The organism is Shewanella zhuhaiensis, assembly GCF_022484835.1.
Classification (GTDB): domain Bacteria; phylum Pseudomonadota; class Gammaproteobacteria; order Enterobacterales; family Shewanellaceae; genus Shewanella; species Shewanella khirikhana.
Map to the genome: position 1 here is coordinate 631,451 of NZ_JAKUDL010000002.1, position 18,203 is coordinate 649,653.

General features: G+C 55.6%; 11 protein-coding genes and 1 riboswitch. Of the genes, 6 read left to right on the forward strand and 5 right to left on the reverse strand.

Annotated features, from left to right (window positions below):
- Positions 1 to 488: 488 nt before the first annotated feature.
- Positions 489 to 2,936 (reverse strand): acyl-CoA dehydrogenase FadE, encoded by a 2,448-nt coding sequence (gene fadE, locus MJ923_RS08435; protein ID WP_240590704.1) that lies wholly within the window; start codon positions 2,934 to 2,936, stop codon positions 489 to 491.
- A 237-nt stretch (positions 2,937 to 3,173) separates the two neighbouring features.
- On the opposite strand from fadE, the gene MJ923_RS08440 reads away from it, so the two are divergent.
- On the forward strand, positions 3,174 to 3,983 hold the full coding sequence (locus tag MJ923_RS08440) for a class II glutamine amidotransferase (protein WP_240590705.1): 810 nt from the start codon (positions 3,174 to 3,176) through the stop codon (positions 3,981 to 3,983).
- A 74-nt stretch (positions 3,984 to 4,057) separates the two neighbouring features.
- On the opposite strand, the gene MJ923_RS08445 is transcribed toward MJ923_RS08440, so the two are convergent.
- Genes MJ923_RS08445 through MJ923_RS08455 form a run of 3 tightly spaced genes read right to left on the reverse strand, consistent with a single transcriptional unit; the run spans position 4,058 to position 6,602 of the window.
- Positions 4,058 to 4,804 carry a DUF3108 domain-containing protein gene (locus tag MJ923_RS08445; RefSeq protein ID WP_240590706.1) on the reverse strand — a complete coding sequence of 249 codons (747 nt, stop codon included), beginning with the start codon at positions 4,802 to 4,804 and terminating at the stop codon, positions 4,058 to 4,060.
- Between the two features lie 14 nt (positions 4,805 to 4,818).
- Positions 4,819 to 5,160: an MGMT family protein gene (locus MJ923_RS08450; protein ID WP_126167018.1), complete on the reverse strand. Its 342-nt coding sequence runs from the start codon at positions 5,158 to 5,160 to the stop codon at positions 4,819 to 4,821.
- A gap of 35 nt (positions 5,161 to 5,195) precedes the next feature.
- Positions 5,196 to 6,602 carry a HAMP domain-containing sensor histidine kinase gene (locus MJ923_RS08455; RefSeq protein WP_240590707.1) on the reverse strand — a complete coding sequence of 469 codons (1,407 nt, stop codon included), beginning with the start codon at positions 6,600 to 6,602 and terminating at the stop codon, positions 5,196 to 5,198.
- Positions 6,603 to 6,761: 159 nt separating this feature from the next.
- On the opposite strand from MJ923_RS08455, the gene imuA reads away from it, so the two are divergent.
- The 3 genes from imuA (at position 6,762) to MJ923_RS08470 (ending at position 12,987) form a co-directional block, all read left to right on the forward strand.
- Complete coding sequence (imuA, locus tag MJ923_RS08460) at positions 6,762 to 7,457, forward strand: translesion DNA synthesis-associated protein ImuA (protein WP_240590708.1); 696 nt, start codon at positions 6,762 to 6,764, stop codon at positions 7,455 to 7,457.
- Between the two features lie 161 nt (positions 7,458 to 7,618).
- Positions 7,619 to 9,895 (forward strand): Y-family DNA polymerase, encoded by a 2,277-nt coding sequence (locus MJ923_RS08465; RefSeq protein WP_240590709.1) that lies wholly within the window; start codon positions 7,619 to 7,621, stop codon positions 9,893 to 9,895.
- A complete protein-coding gene (locus tag MJ923_RS08470; RefSeq protein ID WP_240590710.1) occupies positions 9,895 to 12,987 on the forward strand; it encodes an error-prone DNA polymerase in 3,093 nt (1,030 codons plus the stop codon). Before MJ923_RS08465 ends, MJ923_RS08470 begins: the two co-directional genes overlap by 1 nt.
- 170 nt (positions 12,988 to 13,157) lie before the next feature.
- Here the strand turns inward: MJ923_RS08470 and trhA are convergent, their stop codons facing one another.
- The gene (gene trhA / locus MJ923_RS08475) at positions 13,158 to 13,889 is read right to left on the reverse strand and encodes a PAQR family membrane homeostasis protein TrhA (protein ID WP_240590711.1); all 732 of its coding nucleotides are present in this window, start codon (positions 13,887 to 13,889) and stop codon (positions 13,158 to 13,160) included.
- A 545-nt stretch (positions 13,890 to 14,434) separates the two neighbouring features.
- Between trhA and MJ923_RS08480 the strand changes: the two genes are divergently transcribed.
- Positions 14,435 to 15,682 carry a hypothetical protein gene (locus MJ923_RS08480; RefSeq protein ID WP_240590712.1) on the forward strand — a complete coding sequence of 416 codons (1,248 nt, stop codon included), beginning with the start codon at positions 14,435 to 14,437 and terminating at the stop codon, positions 15,680 to 15,682.
- Positions 15,683 to 15,813: 131 nt separating this feature from the next.
- Positions 15,814 to 15,912, forward strand: a riboswitch (TPP riboswitch).
- A gap of 291 nt (positions 15,913 to 16,203) precedes the next feature.
- The gene (thiC, locus tag MJ923_RS08485; protein ID WP_240590713.1) at positions 16,204 to 18,198 is read left to right on the forward strand and encodes a phosphomethylpyrimidine synthase ThiC; all 1,995 of its coding nucleotides are present in this window, start codon (positions 16,204 to 16,206) and stop codon (positions 18,196 to 18,198) included.
- Positions 18,199 to 18,203: the final 5 nt, after the last annotated feature.

An 18,203-nucleotide genomic window follows, 5' to 3' on the forward strand; every position in this document is an offset into this window, starting at 1 on the left:
CAGTGGGTAACGCTCCGTTATGGCAATCGGTTCAATCGACAGCTATTACTGTCTAAACCTATCCCTTCCAATCTATTCCCAGCCTGATTTATTACTACCCTAATTTATTGCTGCCCAAGTCCTGTTCTCGATATCCAGCCTCACTGAAATCAACCGCCATCAAGATGCCGGCAAGGCTGAACACATTCGTTCGCCGACGCTCCACTGGGTTGGGGGCGCAGTCAGATGCTTTTCGAGTTCAGCTTAAGGCAGTTCAGCCTAAGCTGAGTTGTTTAAGCTGAGTTGCTTAAGGTGAATTCAATTCAGGACCTGTTCACCTTAAAGGCATTTAATTTGATGCAGGTTCAATGATCTGTGTGTCTTGGCCCGTGTGTCAGCAGTGGCCAGCGTATAGCAGAGAGTTTAAGTTTCATTGACAATAGTATGCAGTTGAATTGGCTGCAAAAGAAAAGGCGCCCGAAGGCGCCTTTTTTAGTTGGGAGCAGGGCTTAAGCCGCTTGCTCCTGAGACTTGCCAGTGGTGGTTTGCGCCACCAGCTCGGCTGGGTCGAAGTCGTCTACGTTGATAGACTTCATACGGCCAATCTCGGCTTTCTCCAGCAGGGCTATCTCGGCATCAGACAGAATGCCCAGTGCCTTACCTTCGGCAGCTACCTGATCCAGCCACATGAAGGGCAGACGCTTACCGGCAGCTTTGCATACCTTGTCGTACAGGGGCTCAGCGGCAAGGATGTCCTTGAAGGTCTGCTCCTGAACACCCACAGGGTTGTTATCGCAGGCTGCCCAGAACTGGCCCTGACCCAGGCGCTCACGGCTGGCACAAGGGGTTTGCATGATTTTGGCAACCTTGTGGTCCAGTACATCGCTTGGACGCTTCAGCGGACGACCGAAAGGCAGCAGCAGTACCCGCAGCACGCCGCCAAGACCTGCTGGGAAGTTGTCCAGCAGCTCATCCAAAGAGGCTTGCAGCTTGAACAGGGCATCTTCAACCGCCCACTGTACCAGTGGCAGATCTTCAGTTTGACGACCTTCATCCTGATAACGCTTCAAGGTGGCAGAGGCCAGGTACAGCTGACTCAGCATGTCGCCAAGACGGGCTGAGATACGTTCTTTACGCTTGAGATTGCCGCCCAGGGTGGCCATGGCAAGGTCAGACAGCAGCGCCAGATTGGCACTGAAACGGTTCATGTGCTGGTAGTAGCGCTTGGTCTTGTCGCCGTATGGGGCGTTAGAGAAGCGGCTGCCGGTCAGTCCCATCCACACACTGCGAACCAGGTTGCTGATGGTAAAGCCAATATGACCAAAGAGGGCTGCATCGAAGCGGTTCAGACCCTGACGCACGTCTTTATCGAAGGCAGAGTCCATTTCGGCCAGAACATATGGATGGCAGCGAATGGCACCCTGACCATAGATGATCATAGAGCGGGTAAGGATGTTGGCGCCTTCCACGGTAATGGCGATAGGGGCAGCCTGATAACCACGGCCCAGGTAGTTGTTGGGGCCAAGGCACACGCCTTTACCGCCGTGGATGTCCATGGCGTCGATTACGCATTTCTGCATCCGGTCGGTAAGGTGATACTTAACGATGGCCGAGATAACCGATGGCTTTTCACCCAGATCGATACCTGTAGTGGTCAGCGAGGTTACAGCGTCCATCAGATAAGCGTTACCGCCGATGCGCGCCATTGGCTCTTCAATACCTTCCAGCTTACCGATAGGCAGCTTGAACTGACGGCGGATGCGGGCATAGGCACCGGTTGCCAGTGCAGCGGTTTTCACGCCACCGGCTGAGTTGGATGGCAGGGTAATGCCGCGGCCAACCGACAGACATTCCACCAGCATGCGCCAGCCCTGACCGGCCATTTTCGGGCCGCCAATGATAAAGCTTAAGGGCACAAACACGTCTTTACCGCGGGTTGGGCCGTTTTGGAACATACAGTTGAGCGGGAAGTGACGACGACCGGTTTCCACGCCTTCCACATCGGTAGGAATAAGGGCACAGGTGATGCCGAGCTCTTCTTCGCCGCCGAGCAGACGCTCAGGGTCACGCAGTTTAAAGGCCAGACCAAGCACAGTGGCGATCGGGGCCAGGGTGATGTAGCGCTTGTTCCAGGTGAGCTTCATGCCAAGCACTTCTTCACCTTTCCACATGCCTTTGCAGACAACGCCGTAGTCAGGAATAGAGCCTGCGTCTGAACCGGCTTCCGGGCTGGTCAGGGCAAAGCAAGGCACTTCAAGACCCTTGGCCAGACGTGGCAGGTAGTGGTCTTGCTGCTCGGCCGTACCGTAGTGCTGCAACAGTTCACCAGGGCCGAGGGAGTTGGGCACGCCCACGGTGGACGCCAGCTCGCTGGAAACACCAGCCAGCTTTTGCAGTACGCGGGATTGGGCGTAGGCGGAGAACTCGAGACCACCGTACTTCTTCTTGATTATCATCGCGAAGAAGCCGTTGTCTTTCAGGTACTGCCACACGTCAGCAGGCAGGTCAGCCAACTGATGGGATACCTGATGCTCGTTCACCATGCGGCACACTTCGTTAACCGGGCCGTCGATAAAGGCTTGTTCTTCGGCAGAAAGGCGGGCGGTCGGGTAGTTGTGGAGCTTCTTCCAGTTAGGGTTACCGGCGAACAGATCGGCTTCCCACCAGGTGGTACCGGCGTCGATGGCTTCTTTTTCAGTGGAAGACATCTCGGGCATGATGCCACGGTACACTTTCAGCAGCGGGCGGGTGATCAGGCTCTGACGAATACTGCTGATATTCAGAGGCAGGGCGATAACCAAAAAGATGATGCCGCCCCAAAGGCCAACAACATCCAAGGTCCATCCTGCGGTCAACATAATGGCGGCTGCGGCAGTGGCGGTCAGCAAGGACACCCGCAAATAAGCGCAGGCACCAAGCACCACAAGCAGCGCGATACTCCAAAGTAGGGTAGTCACTCTCGTTCTCCTTTATTTATAACCCTTCTCCAGGCGGGTCATATAAGCGATCCTGATCACAAGTATAGTGTGTGGTCAGACCTGTGTCGCATTAAAAAGTAAATCCAACTGTGATCGAACACAAGCATTTTTCAAACAAATGTTTAAATTTTTTCGAGCCCCGCGGCATTCCCATCAACAAGGGGCAAAGTTACAATAAGTTAGTTGTTGTATTTGTGACCTTCAGGTGCCTTGATTATGTGTGAATTATTGGCGATGAGCGCCAACGTGCCCACCGACATTGTGTTCAGTTTTACCGGGCTGGCCGAGCGTGGTGGGGTAACCGGCCCCCATGTGGATGGCTGGGGCATTACCTTTTATGAAGGCAAGGGCAGCCGCACCTTTAAAGACGCCTGCCCATCGAGCGAATCACACATTGCCCGTTTGATTAAGTCATACCCGATTAAAAGCGAAACCGTGATAAGCCACATCCGCCAGGCCAATCGTGGCTGTGTGTCGCTGGAAAACACCCACCCCTTTGACAGAGAACTCTGGGGCCTGAACTGGACCTACGCCCACAACGGCCAGTTGAGTGACTATAAGGACAAGTTTGTGGTGCGCCGTTTCCGCCCTGTGGGGGACACCGACAGTGAACTGGCATTTTGCTGGATTTTGGAAAAACTGGTTGGCCGTTTTGGTGATGAGCGCCCCGATGACATGTTGCCGGTATTTGCTTACGTAGCAGAACTTGCCGAAGAAATTCGCACCCTTGGGGTGTTTAATATGATCCTTTCGGAAGGCAATTACCTGATGAGCTTTTGCAGTAACAACTTAAGCCACATCACCCGCCGCGCGCCTTTTGGCAAGGCCAAGTTGATTGATACCGATGTGGTGATTGATTTTGACAAGGAAACCACCCCCAATGACGTGGTTACCGTGATAGCTACCCGGCCACTAACCGATAACGAGGCCTGGAATATCATGCAGCCCGGCCAGTGGCAGCTGTTTTGTAAAGGGGAAGTGGTTGGTGGCGGCGCCTTTGTGGCAAACACGGATACAAACGAATAACCCGGGTACTGCCGACACAGCGTAAAGACTAAAAAAGCCGGGCATTGCCGGCTTTTTTGTTGCTTGTTTACCGCTTATGGGTTGGCCGCCAGTGGTGCGGGCGCGGTATCGGTAAAGCGATAACCGGTCAGCTGCACATCCAGCTGTTTGTCGCCCTTTTCAAAGTGAGTCATGCGTACCGGCAGATAGGCCAGATCCGGCGCCATCCACACCACGGTTTTGCGCTTCTTGCTGTCGCGGATCACCTCAAGGCGCAGGGTACGGTACTCGGTGCCATCGATATTCAGCACTTCCTCGCCCATGCGCTTGAATGAGTAGTCATCAATCTCGTTGTCTTTCACCATGTGGTATTCGAGTGCTTCTTTGCCATCAATCAGATCCTGACGGAACTGCAACTGCACCATCATGGTGTCGTAGAGCTTGTTCTCAAACGGCAGCTCAACATGCTCGCCCTTGTAGTTGCTGCGCACGATGGACTTGTCTTTCAAAAAGGCCACCTGCTCGCTGAAATCACTGCCGGTACCTGTGCGCTGATGGATAAACACCATCGGCTCAAGCCCATGGTCGGTGCGGCGGAATTTACTCTTGATACTGCGCTCATCGCTTAAAAACAGCAGGCTCAGCTCACTGGTAAAATTGTACTGGTAGTAATTTCCTTCGGGCGCCGGCAGGCTGAAATGAGCCTTGCCCAGGCCAATATCGCCGTACAGCACCTTGTAGTCGGCCTCAAAGGGCGACAGTGAGTTTTGGGCATAGGCGCTAATACTTAAAGCGCTGGCACTCAGCAGTGGCAGGGCGAGGGATAACAGAAACTTGCGCATACAGCTCCTTGGCATCAGTAAGGCAGACTCAATATCAGGGTGGCCATATCGGGCCGCCACTCATATTCAGACAAGTTGATTTTGCCTTGGTTCACGATAACCCCCTCAAGACGCAGGCTTTCCTGTTGTAGCCGAAAGGGCTCAGTGTCTTTAGGAAAAGAAATTTTTCCCTGGCTGTTTATCACCCTGTGCCAGGGCAGTGCCAGACTGTCCGGTGCCAGCTTCAGGGCCCGTGATACATAGCGGGCGCGGCCGGGCAAACCGGCAAGGTCGGCCACCTTGCCATAACTGAGCACCTTACCCTCGGGAATGAGGGTCACTATATGCCAGATCCGGCTTGGACTCAGGCTGGACATCCGCGCACCTTCCAAAAGCAATTCATGCACCTATACTAAATGGCCTTGTCGGCAGCGGCCAGCCTTTTAAGCCGCATCGGCAGCAACAGCTTAACTTCCAACCCACCAGCTTCACTGCGCCCGGCCGAGACATCACCGCCGAGCAGACGCACACACTCCCGCACTATGGCAAGCCCCAGTCCAAATCCGCCCTGACTGGCGTGACGGGCCTCATCAAAGCGGGTAAAGGGATGGAACAGGGTCTCGAGCTTGGTGTCATCGATACCCGGACCATCATCCGCCACCGTGATAGTGAGCCAGCTATCATCGCAGTGGCTGGTTATCTGAATATGACACTCAGGTCCGGCATATTTAAGGCTGTTGCGCACCAGGTTTTCCAGCGCCCGCTGCAGCAAACTTTGGTCGGTTTCAAGCTCGATATGCTTGCAGGCGGCCAGATCCTGCCATTCGATATGTTGGCGTGGCGCAGCTTCAAAACGGCAATCCCCCAGAAGTGAGTGCGCCAGCTCGTGCAGATTAAAGGGCGCGCAGCGGGCGGTCTGATAGCCACTGGCGAGGCGACTGTAACCCAAAAGGGTGTCTATCAGGCGGCTGAGTTCGCTGTTTTCGGCGTGGATCCGCTTAAGGTAAGGCGAGGATTCTGCCAGATCGCTCTCCAGCAAATCGGCTGCCAGCTTTTGCCGCGCAAGCGGGGTGCGCAGCTCATGGGACACGTCGCGAATAAGGCGCTCCTGGGTGGTGAGGGTGCGTTCAATCACATCCGCCATTTCATCAAAGTCGTGGCCGAGCTGATAAAACTCAGGTTCAGCCGCCGAAAAGTGCTCGCCGATCCGGGTGCTGAGCTTTCCGCTTGCCAGGGCGCGGGTGCCCTGTTGCAACGTCGCCAGCGGTTTAATGAGGTAGTGCCCCAGCAGGCGACTGAACAGCCACAGCACAAATAATCCCACGGTTAAGCGAATTGCCCACAGGCTGTAACTGAGATCCTTGGCTGGGTGCAAATTCGCATTGAGCTGCACCGCCAAAAGCAGAGGGCCGCTGTCATCGAAAGTGGCATAAATTGGCAGGCCAATAATGGGCTTTTGTACCCGATCCCCCAGCGCCTGATCCGGCCCCAGCATAAACCCCAGCTTGAATTCAAAGTGCGGATGAACAGGGCGGCCGCTCACGCCTTCAAGGCGGCTGTTAATCACATGCAAGCTGAACGACTGCGCCGCCTCCCACTCGGCCAGCGCCTGAGGTGAGCCGCGTTTCACCATGGCTTCGGCCTCCCGGGCCAACACCGACAGCTGCGCCTTGGTTTCTTTAGGCAGCACCAACAGCTGATGCAGCACCATGGCTTCAATCAGACTGGCCAACAACAAAATCACCAACAGGGAGGAGCCGAAATAGCCAAACAGGCGCCATTGCAGGCGGGCAAAGGGGTGATGGCGGGACAACTTCATGACAATCGTACAGACTCATAAATAAAAATGATTCGCATTATACACCTTGGCAATTCAGATCCCAGAGGATTGGCAAGTTTGTCAGAACTGCTATACTGTATAAATATACAGTTATTGGTGATTTGAATACCGAAATCCGGTTCAGACACAGGTGCCCCGATGAAAACCAGTCCACAAGAGCTTTCCAAACAACTTGGCCGCCAGGATATCTGGCTTGGACAACAAACCTGCCAGCAGCCCGGTTATGCCACCGGCTTTGAGACGCTGGATGCTGCCTTGCCCGACAGCGGCTGGCCGCGCCATGGGGTGTGTGAACTGAGCTGCCCGGTACCGGGTTCGCAGTCGATGCTGCTGTTAACGCCACTGCTCAGGTGTATACAGGACGAAAACGACACCCCTGTGATGTTGGTTGGGGCCCCCTGGCAACTGAATCCCCAGTACTTATTGCAACATGGGCTGCGGCCGGAAGGCTTTTGCCTGGTGGATGTCAACGCGCGTAAAGACAAACTCTGGGCCATGGAGCAGAGTCTGGCCAGTGGTGGCTGCCGTTTGTTACTGGGCTGGCTTGACCGTTTAAGCCTGACCGAAGCCCGGCGTTTGCAACTGGCGGCGGAAAAGGGCGGCTGTCTGGCGATTATTCTGGTGACTGACGCCACGGAGGGGAATCCATTGCCGCTGCGTTTGGGGTTAACCCCGGGCGGTAACTCAGACAGGCTGGAACTCGCCTTACTGAAACGCCGCGGCGGCAAACCGCAGGACAGTTTGCAGATTGAGGGACTTTCCCCGCTGCTGGCACGCTACTTACCGTCGCAGCCATCTGTGCAATTGGTGCAGGGCCCCTGGGGCGGCGCCTGAGCAGGAGGATGATGTATGTCGTTTATCCGTGATTGCCTGTGCGTCCATCAAAGACACTTGTTTCAGCAAAGCCTGTGTTTGCATCAGAACCTGTTCGTCCAGCAGCACTGCTGTTTGGCCCGCGGGCTGAGGCGTCATCAATCTGTTTGGGTTAAGGGTTGATGCGCTGGCTTGGTGTATGGCTGCCCCATTGGGAACTGGATTATCTGCGCCATGTACAGGGGCTGGCGCCATCCATGCCGCTTATTTTGTACGATGTGGCAAGGGCGCGGGTGCTCAAAGCCTGTCCGCAGGCGGCCAGTGCCGGGGTCATGGCCGGTCAGAGCATGGGCAGCGCGGCGCAGCTGTGCCCCAATGTGCAGCCATTTCCCTTTGTGCTCTCGCTGCACCGGCAGGGCTGCGACTGGCTGTGTCGCCACGGCTACAGTTTCAGTGCCCGCCTGGTGCCGCCCCCTGAACCCGATACGTTTTTTGCCCGTTGCCACGATGTACTGCTGCTTGAAACCGGCTCTATGGCAAAACTCTTTGGTGGCGAAGCGGCGCTGGCAAAGGCATTGGCAGCCGCGCTTGAAGGGCTTAACTGCCACTTTGCCATGGCCTTTGCTGCCACGCCGTTGGCAGCGGGTATGCTGGCCAAAACCCGGCCCAGTCTGGCATCAAAGACGCTGCAGCCAGTGTTTGCCAGGGCTGCAACGTCGCAATCGGCTCTCAAGGTTTCCGCTTCAAAACCGGCATCAAAAGCGATGGCTGAGCCCAAAAGCGCAGCTGAGGCTTTATCAAGGCAATTATCGGCGCTGCCAATCTCCACTCTGCCTGTGCCCGAGGCGCTGTTATCCCGTTTGGAGGGGATGGGACTTGAGCATATAGGTGCGCTGCAGGCTTTACCCGCCGCCGAGCTTGGGATCCGCTTTGGTCCTGAATTTGTGCTGCTATTGGCAAGGCTTAACGGTAAGCAGCCCCATCCCCAGAGCTTTTACTGCCCGCAGGAAGAGTATTGCCAGCGGCTTGAGCTGATGTATGAGGCCGAAAGCCTCAATGCCCTGGTGTTTGTACTTGGGCGTATGTTTGCCGAGCTGGCGCTGTTTTTACGTCAGCGACAGCTGGCGGTTTCCATGCTGGAGCTGGTGCTGCATTACCGGGCATCCTTCACAGGGGCCACAGAAACCACAGAAACCACAGAGGCCACAGAGGCCTCCGAGATCACAGGGAGTCCAAAGGCAAGTCTCGGTCAGGTAAGCGTGACTGGCGCGCTATCCTGGGCTTTGGATAAAGCTGAGTCGGATCAGTCCACAGCAGAGGCTCATGAAGCGCGCCTGTCGCTGGCATACCCCTTTGCCGAACACACCGCCGATGGCCTGTTGGCCCTGTGCCGTTTGCAATTGGAGCGATTTACGTTGGCCGCGCCCGTGGTGGCACTGACGCTGCACCGCTGTCACTTTAGCCCCAGAAGTGCGCCGCTGGCAGGAGCCATTGAAAACAGTCACAGAGCCAGTTTGAGCTTGTTGGCCCGGCTCGAAGCCCGGCTGGGGCAAGGCAGGGTAAAGCGCCTTGGCGCCAGAAAGGCGCTCTTGCCGGAGCACAACTTTTGCCTGCAGCCGATGTCAGCAACTGTGGCGGTTGCCTATATGGATTTGCCTGCAAAGCCTTCACTCCAGCAGCCAAAAACGAACCCACATAAATCGGCTGCGCCGTTATCGCTGACCAAGTCAGCGCGACAACGCGCAGTAGCTGCCGATATCCCTCCGGCACCAGATAAAAAAAACGCCAACACGGCTGGCGCTTCGAATGTCATCCACACAGCTTTTACTCTTCCTGCCGCTCGAGCCGATAACCAGGCAACTTCGGCTGCAATAGATGGGGCGAATGATGATCCCATGACTGAAATTATAGCGCCGCGATTCGATTCAGAAATAGTAGCTACGGATTTAACAGATACGGACTTAGCTGTTACGGGCTTAGCTGTTATGGGCTTGGCTGTTATGGGCTTAGCAGCGGCCAATGAGCCTGTTACAAACAAAGCTGTAATGAGCGATGCGGCAACGAGCGAAGCAGCAGCTGCCGTGATGAAACTGAGCGAGCCAGCGACAAAAGCCGCAGCAGCTAAGCCTGCGGCCACACAGGATGCGGCCACAGAAGGACTGTCACTTGCCTGCCGCCCGCCCTGGCTTTTGGTGGCGCCAGAAGCGATTGCAGAAACCGATGTTGAGCTCTTGCGCGGCCCAGAGCGGCTGCGTGAGCCCTGGTGGCATGGCAGCCAAACCATGGCGGCTCAAAGCACAACTGAGTTTGAGACAGGCCAGGTAAACGAGAGTTTGCCAAGCGGGAAACCCAGAGGCGCGGCGCGGGACTATTATCTTGCCCGCCACCATGAAGGTGGCCTGTGCTGGGTGTTTCGCCGTGAGGGCGAGCCCGGACTTTACTTGCAGGGCTGGTTTTGATGTACGCCGAGCTTCATGCCATCAGCAACTACAGCTTTCTACGGGGCGCATCGCACCCACACGAGCTGGTGGCCGAGGCGGCGCGGCTTGGCTACAGTGCCATCGCCATTACCGATGAGTGTTCGGTGGCAGGTGTGGTCAAGGCGCACATGGCAGCCGTGGATGCCGGAATAGCGCTGATTGTGGGCAGTGAATTTCGGCTGCCGGAAGGCACCTTTGTGCTGCTGGCCAACAGCCGGGCAGGTTATGGCGCCCTGTGCCGTTTGATAAGTCGTGGCAGGCGGCGGGCCCCGAAAGGGGAATATCGCATCAATCTCGACGACCTGTTATTGCCTTTACCTGACTGCGTGCTGCTGTGGCGCCCGCCGATGCCCCAAAACCCGGGGGCAGACATTGCCGCGACCGAGCGGCAGTGGTTTGCTACGCAAAAGCAGCTGGCAAAGCAGCTCGCAGCCTGGCAGGGGCGGCGCTATTTACTGGCAGAGCAGTGTCTTGAGGCCGCAGGCAGTCTGTGGCAGCGCTATTTGAAGCGCCTATCCGGTTTGTGCGACATCCCCTGCGTGGCGGCAGGAGATGTGCGTATGCACAGCGCTGCGCGCCAGCCGCTTTTGGATGTGCTCACCTGCATTCGCTTAGGGCTCAGGCTTGATGAAGCCGAAGGGCATTTGTGCCAGAACGCTGAGCATTACCTGCGGCCCCTTGGCAGTATCCATCGCCGTTATCCGCAGGAGTGGATTGCCAACACCCAGAAGATTGCCAGCCAGTGCCGGTTTTCGATGGCTGAGCTGAGGTACGAGTACCCGGCGGAGCTGGTGCCTGCCGGGTTTAGCGCCAGTGAATATCTTGCCCGGGAGGTGGCCAAAGGCGCCCGGCGCCGCTACGGCCTGGCGGTGCCTGCAGCGGTAAAACGCCAGTACCTGGCCGAGCTTAAGCTTATCCATGAGCTTGAATACGAGTATTTTTTTCTCACCATTTACGACATAGTCCGCTTCGCCAGACGCAAGCGGATTTTGCATCAGGGCCGCGGCTCGGCGGCCAATTCGGTGGTGTGTTTTTGCCTTGGGATCACCGAAGTGGATCCGACCCGGGTCAATATGCTGTTTGAACGCTTTATTTCCAAAGAACGCCACGAGCCGCCGGATATCGATGTGGACTTTGAGCATGAGCGCCGCGAAGAAGTGATCCAGTACATTTACCGCAAGTACGGCCGCCACCGGGCGGCGCTGGCCGCGAGTGTGATCACCTATCGGCTCAAAAGCGCCATGGGCGAGGTGGGCAAGGTGCTGGGGCTGGACAGAGAGCTGGTGGCTAGGCTCATTCAGGGCATCGACAGGCGCGATCCTAGCCATCCCTGGCGCGAACAATTAGCCGCGCAGTTGCCTGGCGCCGATATGTTTGGCGATCTTGTGCAGTCCTTGCTCGGGTTTCCGCGTCATTTATCCCAGCATGTAGGCGGCTTTGTAATTTCTGCCGGGCCGCTGGCCGAGCTGGTGCCGGTGGAAAACGCCGCCATGGAAGACAGAACCGTTATTCAGTGGGATAAGGACGATCTGGAGGCGCTGGGACTACTGAAAGTGGACGTGCTGGCGCTGGGGATGCTGACTGCCATCCGTAAGTGCTTCGAGCTTATCAGTCGTCATCAGCAGCCCTTTGGCATGCGGTCAATCAAAGCCGAAGATCCCAATGTCTATCGCATGCTCAGTCGCGGCGACAGCATGGGGGTGTTTCAGGTGGAGTCCCGGGCGCAAACGTCCATGCTGCCAAGGCTCAGACCTGCCTGCTATTACGATCTGGTTATTCAAATTGCGATTGTGCGCCCGGGGCCAATTCAGGGGGACATGGTGCATCCGTTCCTGAGGCGCCGCAAAGGGTTGGAGGCGGTGACTTACCCCAGCGAGGCAGTCAAAGCCGTGCTTGAGCGCACCATGGGGGTGCCGATTTTTCAGGAGCAGGTGATCAAGCTTGCCATGGTGGCCGCAGGTTTCAGTGGCGGTGAGGCGGATGCGCTGCGCCGGGCCATGGCCAGTTGGAAACATACCGGCAAGCTGTGGCCCTTCGAGCAAAAGCTGCTGGATGGCATGGCTGCGCGGGGCTACAGCGAAGACTTTGCCCGGCAGATCTTTCGCCAAATTCAGGGCTTTGGCGAGTATGGCTTTCCTGAATCCCACTCGGCAAGCTTTGCGCTGTTAGCCTATGTGTCTGCTTATCTTAAGTTTTACCACCCAGCGGCCTTTTGCTGCGCACTTTTGAACAGCCAGCCGATGGGGTTTTACAGCCCATCGCAGCTGTTGCAGGATGTGAGGCGCCATGGGGTGGAGGTGTTTGATGTATGTATCAATCACAGCCAGTGGGACAGCAGCCTGGTGAAGACTGCCACCGGCTTTGGGATACGGCTCGGATTCAGGCAGGTTAAGGGCTTGAAAGAGCAGGCTATGCAAAGGTTGGTTGCCGTTCGCCCTGGGGCGGGTTTTGCGCACTTGAGTGAGGTCAGCGGTTTGCTCGACAGGCACGCTTTGGAGCTGCTTGCTGCTGCCGATGCCTTCAGACTGCTCAGTGGCCACCGATTTCAAAGTCGCTGGCAATTGTCGGCCCGTCAGGCAAGCCTGCCGCTGTTTGATGACTTGCCAGAGCCGCTGCTGCCAGGGGGCGCAGAGCCAAGTCTTGATGCCCCCAATGCGGTGCAGTGCCTCAAGGCGGATTATCGCAGTAAGGGGCTAAGTCTGGGGCAACATCCGATGGCATTGTTGCGAACTGCGGGTTTGCTTGGAAAAACTTTGACAGCAAAAGCGCTTGAGGACACCCGTCATGGGCAGCTGGTAACTGTTGCCGGTGTGGTGACCGGCAGGCAGCGACCCGTCACTGCATCTGGCGTTACCTTTATTGCGCTGGAAGATGAGACTGGCAACACTAACCTGATTGTGTGGATGGGAACAGCAAGGGCGCAGCGAAGGCCGTATTTGACATCAACTATTTTGAAAGTAAATGGCACTGTAGAACATGCCGATGGCGTGACCCATGTGGTGGCCGGTCGGCTTGAGGATATCTCGCATTTACTCGATAGCCTCAAAGTGGCCTCGCGGGATTTTCACTAGCACTGAGCGCTCACAGGGAAGCTGAGCGTCAACGTCAACAGAGTACAGTTATCAGCAAGCACACTGGTGAACAACAAGAAGGCGGGCAGAGGTGTTTAGCAAACCACTGGCATGAAGAGGAACTGCATTTGCGTCTCAGTTTTTATGCCATTTGGTACTTTGACCTTTGCTTACTGGCCCTTGGGGATCACCGTGAGGTAAATGCACAGGAAGTGACTGATGGCGCCGCCAAGCACAAACAGGTGCCAAATGGCATGGTTAAAGGGAATGCGTTTCACCGCATAAAACACCACTCCCAGGCTGTAAAACAGGCCGCCGGTGAGCAGCAGAGTAAAGCCGGTGTCGGTCATGCCGGCGATCATCTTGTCGAGCACCGCCACACACAACCAGCCCATAGCAAGGTACAGCACCAGGCTGAATGCTTTAAAGCGATGTAAAAACAAAAGCTTGAATCCAATACCGCCAAGCGCAAGTAACCAGATAGCTGCCAATACCCAATCGACACCGGCTCCTTCCAGAGTAATGAGTACAAAAGGTGTGTAAGTTCCCGCAATCAAAAGATAAATGGCGCAGTGGTCAAACAGTTTGAGTTTGCGCTTAAGTGCAGGTGATTTGGCCCAGTGGTAGGCGGTAGAGCAGGCAAACAGCAGCACCATACTCAGGCCATAAAGGCCAACCCCTAAGGTTTGCAAAACACTCAAATGGCCGATGCTGTCATACAACATGGCCGCCGTGCCAAGCAGCGCCGCCAGCACGCCAATGCCGTGGCTTAAGGTGTTGGCCAGTTCTTCCCGCTCGCAATAAGCGGCTTGGCTGGCGCTGCCATAGGCATCCGAGGAGGCATTTTTCGGAGCATTGACAGGAGCAGGATCTGATACGCTGCTGGCTTGCATTGACGGCATGATGAACTCTTGGGATAGGGCTTGGCATTAGAGTCGTTAATCTAACATTCACTTTCCGCAAACACCACAAAAAAGAGTACAAGTGTACGCTTAAATATTTTTATCTGTTTTAAATCAATGTATTGAATCGCATGTTTTTGGGCAAAGCAAAATCTCACCCCTTTAAGATAGGCAGCAGGCTGCGCGAGATGATAACCAATCAGGAACTTTTGCAGCTTGCCTCTGTTCAAATAGCGATATGGTTAATGGCGGCTTTAAGCGGGTGATTTATCAGGCGCTGCAATTAAGTTCGCCTGGTAAGTTCAGCTACTGGTTTCAGGGCAAAAGAAGCGACATTGGCACCGGATTCTGGGCACAGTTCACAGTCTCAGGTGCACTGAAGGCTGAAGCTCGAGCAAGAAACTAAGCCCCCAGCACAAATAAAGCAAAACCGAGCCCAGCCAAAAGGCCAGAAAATCAGGGAAAAGCTCACGCAAGAGCCCAGGGAAAAGGAAAGGCGTTTGACCAACAGCAGTAACAGCAATGACTCCAGCCGCAATCCCCAATTGAAAACACCGGGTATGCAGGATGCGTGCATTCAATCCGGTGGCCACGAAGCATGTGCTGAAGAGGATAAATCGAACGGATTGGGCTGCTCCTTGCCACCTGCGCCGCAGCCTATGTATGCCCATCGGCACTGCCATCAACAGGACAGGCTGGATGATGGCTCAATGGCACCGCTGAGTCTGTTTGCAACCCGAACCCCAAATGAATTGCCTCAGCTGCGCTTAACATCGACGGCTTTGCCTGTACGAGACGGTGACAATCTTAACCCTGGTATTGAATGCACTGACCATGAAAGCGGTTCAGCGTTGTTTCCCGCCTTCACGGCCCTTACACAACGGGAAGCCGGATCCGTAACGCAAGAAGACACAGTAAGGCAGGATGAAACCCAGACGCGAGACAGAATCGACGTTAGGCAGACACTGCCGCTTAAATTGCTGCTGCCCGTTACCCTGGTGCACCTTGCCGTTTTGGGGCTGCTTGCCTGGCAGTTGGCACCGCAGCTGGGTTCATTAAGCGCGGTGCTGGATGAGCGCGCCAACCAGCCCAAGGCGTTGCAATCCTATTTGGTGTTCAGCGCGCCAAAACAGCCAATTGAACAGCCGCCAGAGGCGAATCCGGACCCCGCTGCAGTCAAACTCCAATCCAAACCCGAACCCGAACTCGAACAGGTTAAGCGTGTGCAAGTGAACGAGCAAAAAACGCCTGTCGAGCCTGCCTTGGCTGCAGCGCCAAAAGAGCCTGACCCTATCAAGGATGAACCGCTTCCAGCACAGCCTGCAGTTGAGCCGGTGCAGAAGGCTCGGCGGGAATCTCTGCCGCCGATAGAGACGCCCGCACCATCTGAGCAGAGTCAGCTTGATTTCTCGACCCCCGCCAGCCGTTTTATGGCGCGCCAAAACGCTCAGGCGTTGAATGCCTTATCGCAGAGTTACGCCGACGAGCAGACCGTTCACATGAATGCGGCGGGGCGTGGCATGTCAGAGCTACTGCCCGAGATGGAAGTGCTGCTGGTACCAAGTGCCGATGATTTCTATAAACCCAATACCCTGGACTCCGACATCGATCCCAATCGCATCGTGAAATCCGGCGATACCTGCTATCGGGTGGTGAAGGTGCCAACGCCCATTAATCCCCATGCCGAGAATCTGGGTTTTCCGTTTCGTTGTGGTGAGGACAGGGTAAAAAAGGCGCTTAAAGAAGGTATCAACAAGTACCTTGCATTGATGGGCAAGCAAGATTTGCGTTGAAATATCTTCATTGCAAAGGAAGCTAATTGGTATATGTATATAAAAATAAGTTGATTAACGCTTCACTGCTCATATGAATAAATTTCCCCTTCGTGGCTATTGTCATTGGCCTTCGCTTAAGCCTATACTGCCAGCACTTGTCGGAGTGCCTTAGGGCTGAGACCGTTTATTCGGGATCCGTTGAACCTGATCAGGTTAGAACCTGCGAAGGAAACAAGCATCAAATCCACCCCAGTTAGCGTCAGCAGCTTAAGCCGGAAAATAAACCGGAAAATAAACCGGAAAATAAACCGAAAGATAAGCCGGAACATGAGGCGAAAGCCCGCCGCAAGCTGAAGACTAAAGTGGCCAGCAACGAAACATCTCAGCTGAAATACGCGGAGAGTTTGCCAGGCAACCGGGGTGAATGAGACGCCAGACAGCGCTGAAAACACTGCAAAACTGTCGTCGCCGCTGATTCAACTGCTCAATTTTCTCCCCCGACAAGCAACTCCATTTTGAAACCAAAAGTGAGATTGCTGATGTCAAACCGCCGCGAAACCCGTAAAGCAGCCCAGGACTTTATCGATAACTTAAAGCCGCTGCGCCGCCCCAATTCCGAAAAGATTTTCATTGAAGGCTCACGGCCTGATATCCAGGTGGGCATGCACCAAATCCATCAAACCGATACCCGCATTGTGAACGTGCGCGGCGAAGAAACCTTTGAGGCCAACCCACCCATCAAGGTGTACGACTGCGCCGGTCCCTATTCAGACCCCGATGCCGACATCAATGTGCGCCGAGGCCTGCCCAAGCTGCGTGAAGGCTGGATTTTAGCGCGTTCTGATACCGAAGAGCTTAACAGCGCCTCATCCAACTTTACCCAGCAGCGCCTCGCCGATGAGGGGCTGGATCACCTCCGTTTTGACGTGCTGCCAAAGCCGCGCCGCGCCAAGGCAGGTAAGTGGGTTACCCAGCTGCACTATGCCCGTCAGGGTATTATCACCCCTGAGATGGAATACATCGCCATTCGCGAAAACATGGCCCGCGATGAAGTCACCGATGAGCAGCTTAACCGCAAAAAACCAGGCGAAGCCTTTGGCGCTCTGGTGGGCAAACCCATTACCCCTGAGTTTGTCCGTGACGAAGTAGCCCGCGGCCGGGCGATTATTCCGGCCAACATCAATCACCCCGAAGCTGAGCCGATGATCATTGGTCGCAACTTTTTGGTGAAGGTGAATGCCAATATCGGTAACTCGGCGGTGACTTCTTCTATCGAGGAAGAGGTGGAAAAACTGGTGTGGTCCACCCGCTGGGGCGCAGATACCGTGATGGACTTGTCCACCGGCCGTTATATTCACGAGACCCGCGAGTGGATAGTGCGTAACTCACCGGTGCCTATTGGCACTGTGCCCATCTATCAGGCGCTGGAGAAGGTCAACGGTATCGCCGAAGATCTTAACTGGGACGTGTTTCGCGACACCCTGATTGAGCAGGCCGAGCAGGGGGTGGATTACTTCACCATCCACGCGGGCGTGCTGCTGCGCTACGTGCCCATGACTGCAAAACGGGTGACCGGCATAGTGTCCCGCGGCGGCTCCATCATGGCCAAGTGGTGCTTAAGCCACCATAAAGAAAACTTCCTCTACACCCATTTCCGTGAGATCTGCGAACTTTGCGCCGCCTACGATGTGTCTCTGTCGCTTGGGGATGGCATGCGCCCGGGCTCCATTGCGGATGCCAATGACGAAGCCCAGTTTGCTGAGCTCGAAACCCTTGGGGAGCTGGTAAAAATCGCCTGGGAATACGATGTGCAAACCATCATTGAAGGCCCGGGCCATATTCCCATGCAGCTCATCAAGGAGAACATGGACAAGCAGCTTCAGCACTGCGACGAAGCGCCGTTTTACACCCTGGGCCCCCAGACCACCGACATTGCCCCGGGCTACGATCACTTCACCTCAGGCATTGGCGCGGCCATGATTGCCTGGTATGGCTGCGCCATGCTCTGCTACGTGACGCCCAAAGAGCATTTAGGCCTGCCCAACAAGGAAGATGTAAAACAAGGCCTTATCGCTTATAAGATTGCCGCCCACGCGGCCGATGTGGCCAAGGGGCATCCCGGCGCGCAAATCCGCGACAATGCACTTTCCAAAGCACGGTTCGAGTTTCGCTGGGAAGATCAGTACAACCTCGGGCTCGATCCGGATACCGCCCGTGCTTATCACGATGAGACTCTGCCGCAGGAGTCGGCCAAGGTGGCCCATTTCTGCTCCATGTGCGGCCCCAAGTTCTGCTCGATGAAGATCACTCAGGACGTACGCGACTATGCAGCGAGCTTAGAGAACGCAGCGAGCTTAGAGAATGCGGCCAACAAGCACCCCGACGCAGTGCAAACGGTCGAGGTGGGCGCGGCAGAAAGCTATGCCAAGGCGGGTATGGACAAGATGTCGGCCACCTTCAAAGAAAGCGGCAGCGAGCTTTACAGCGAGGCCCACGTCGATGCGGCGCGCAAGGCCGATCAGGAACTGGTGTAAATGGG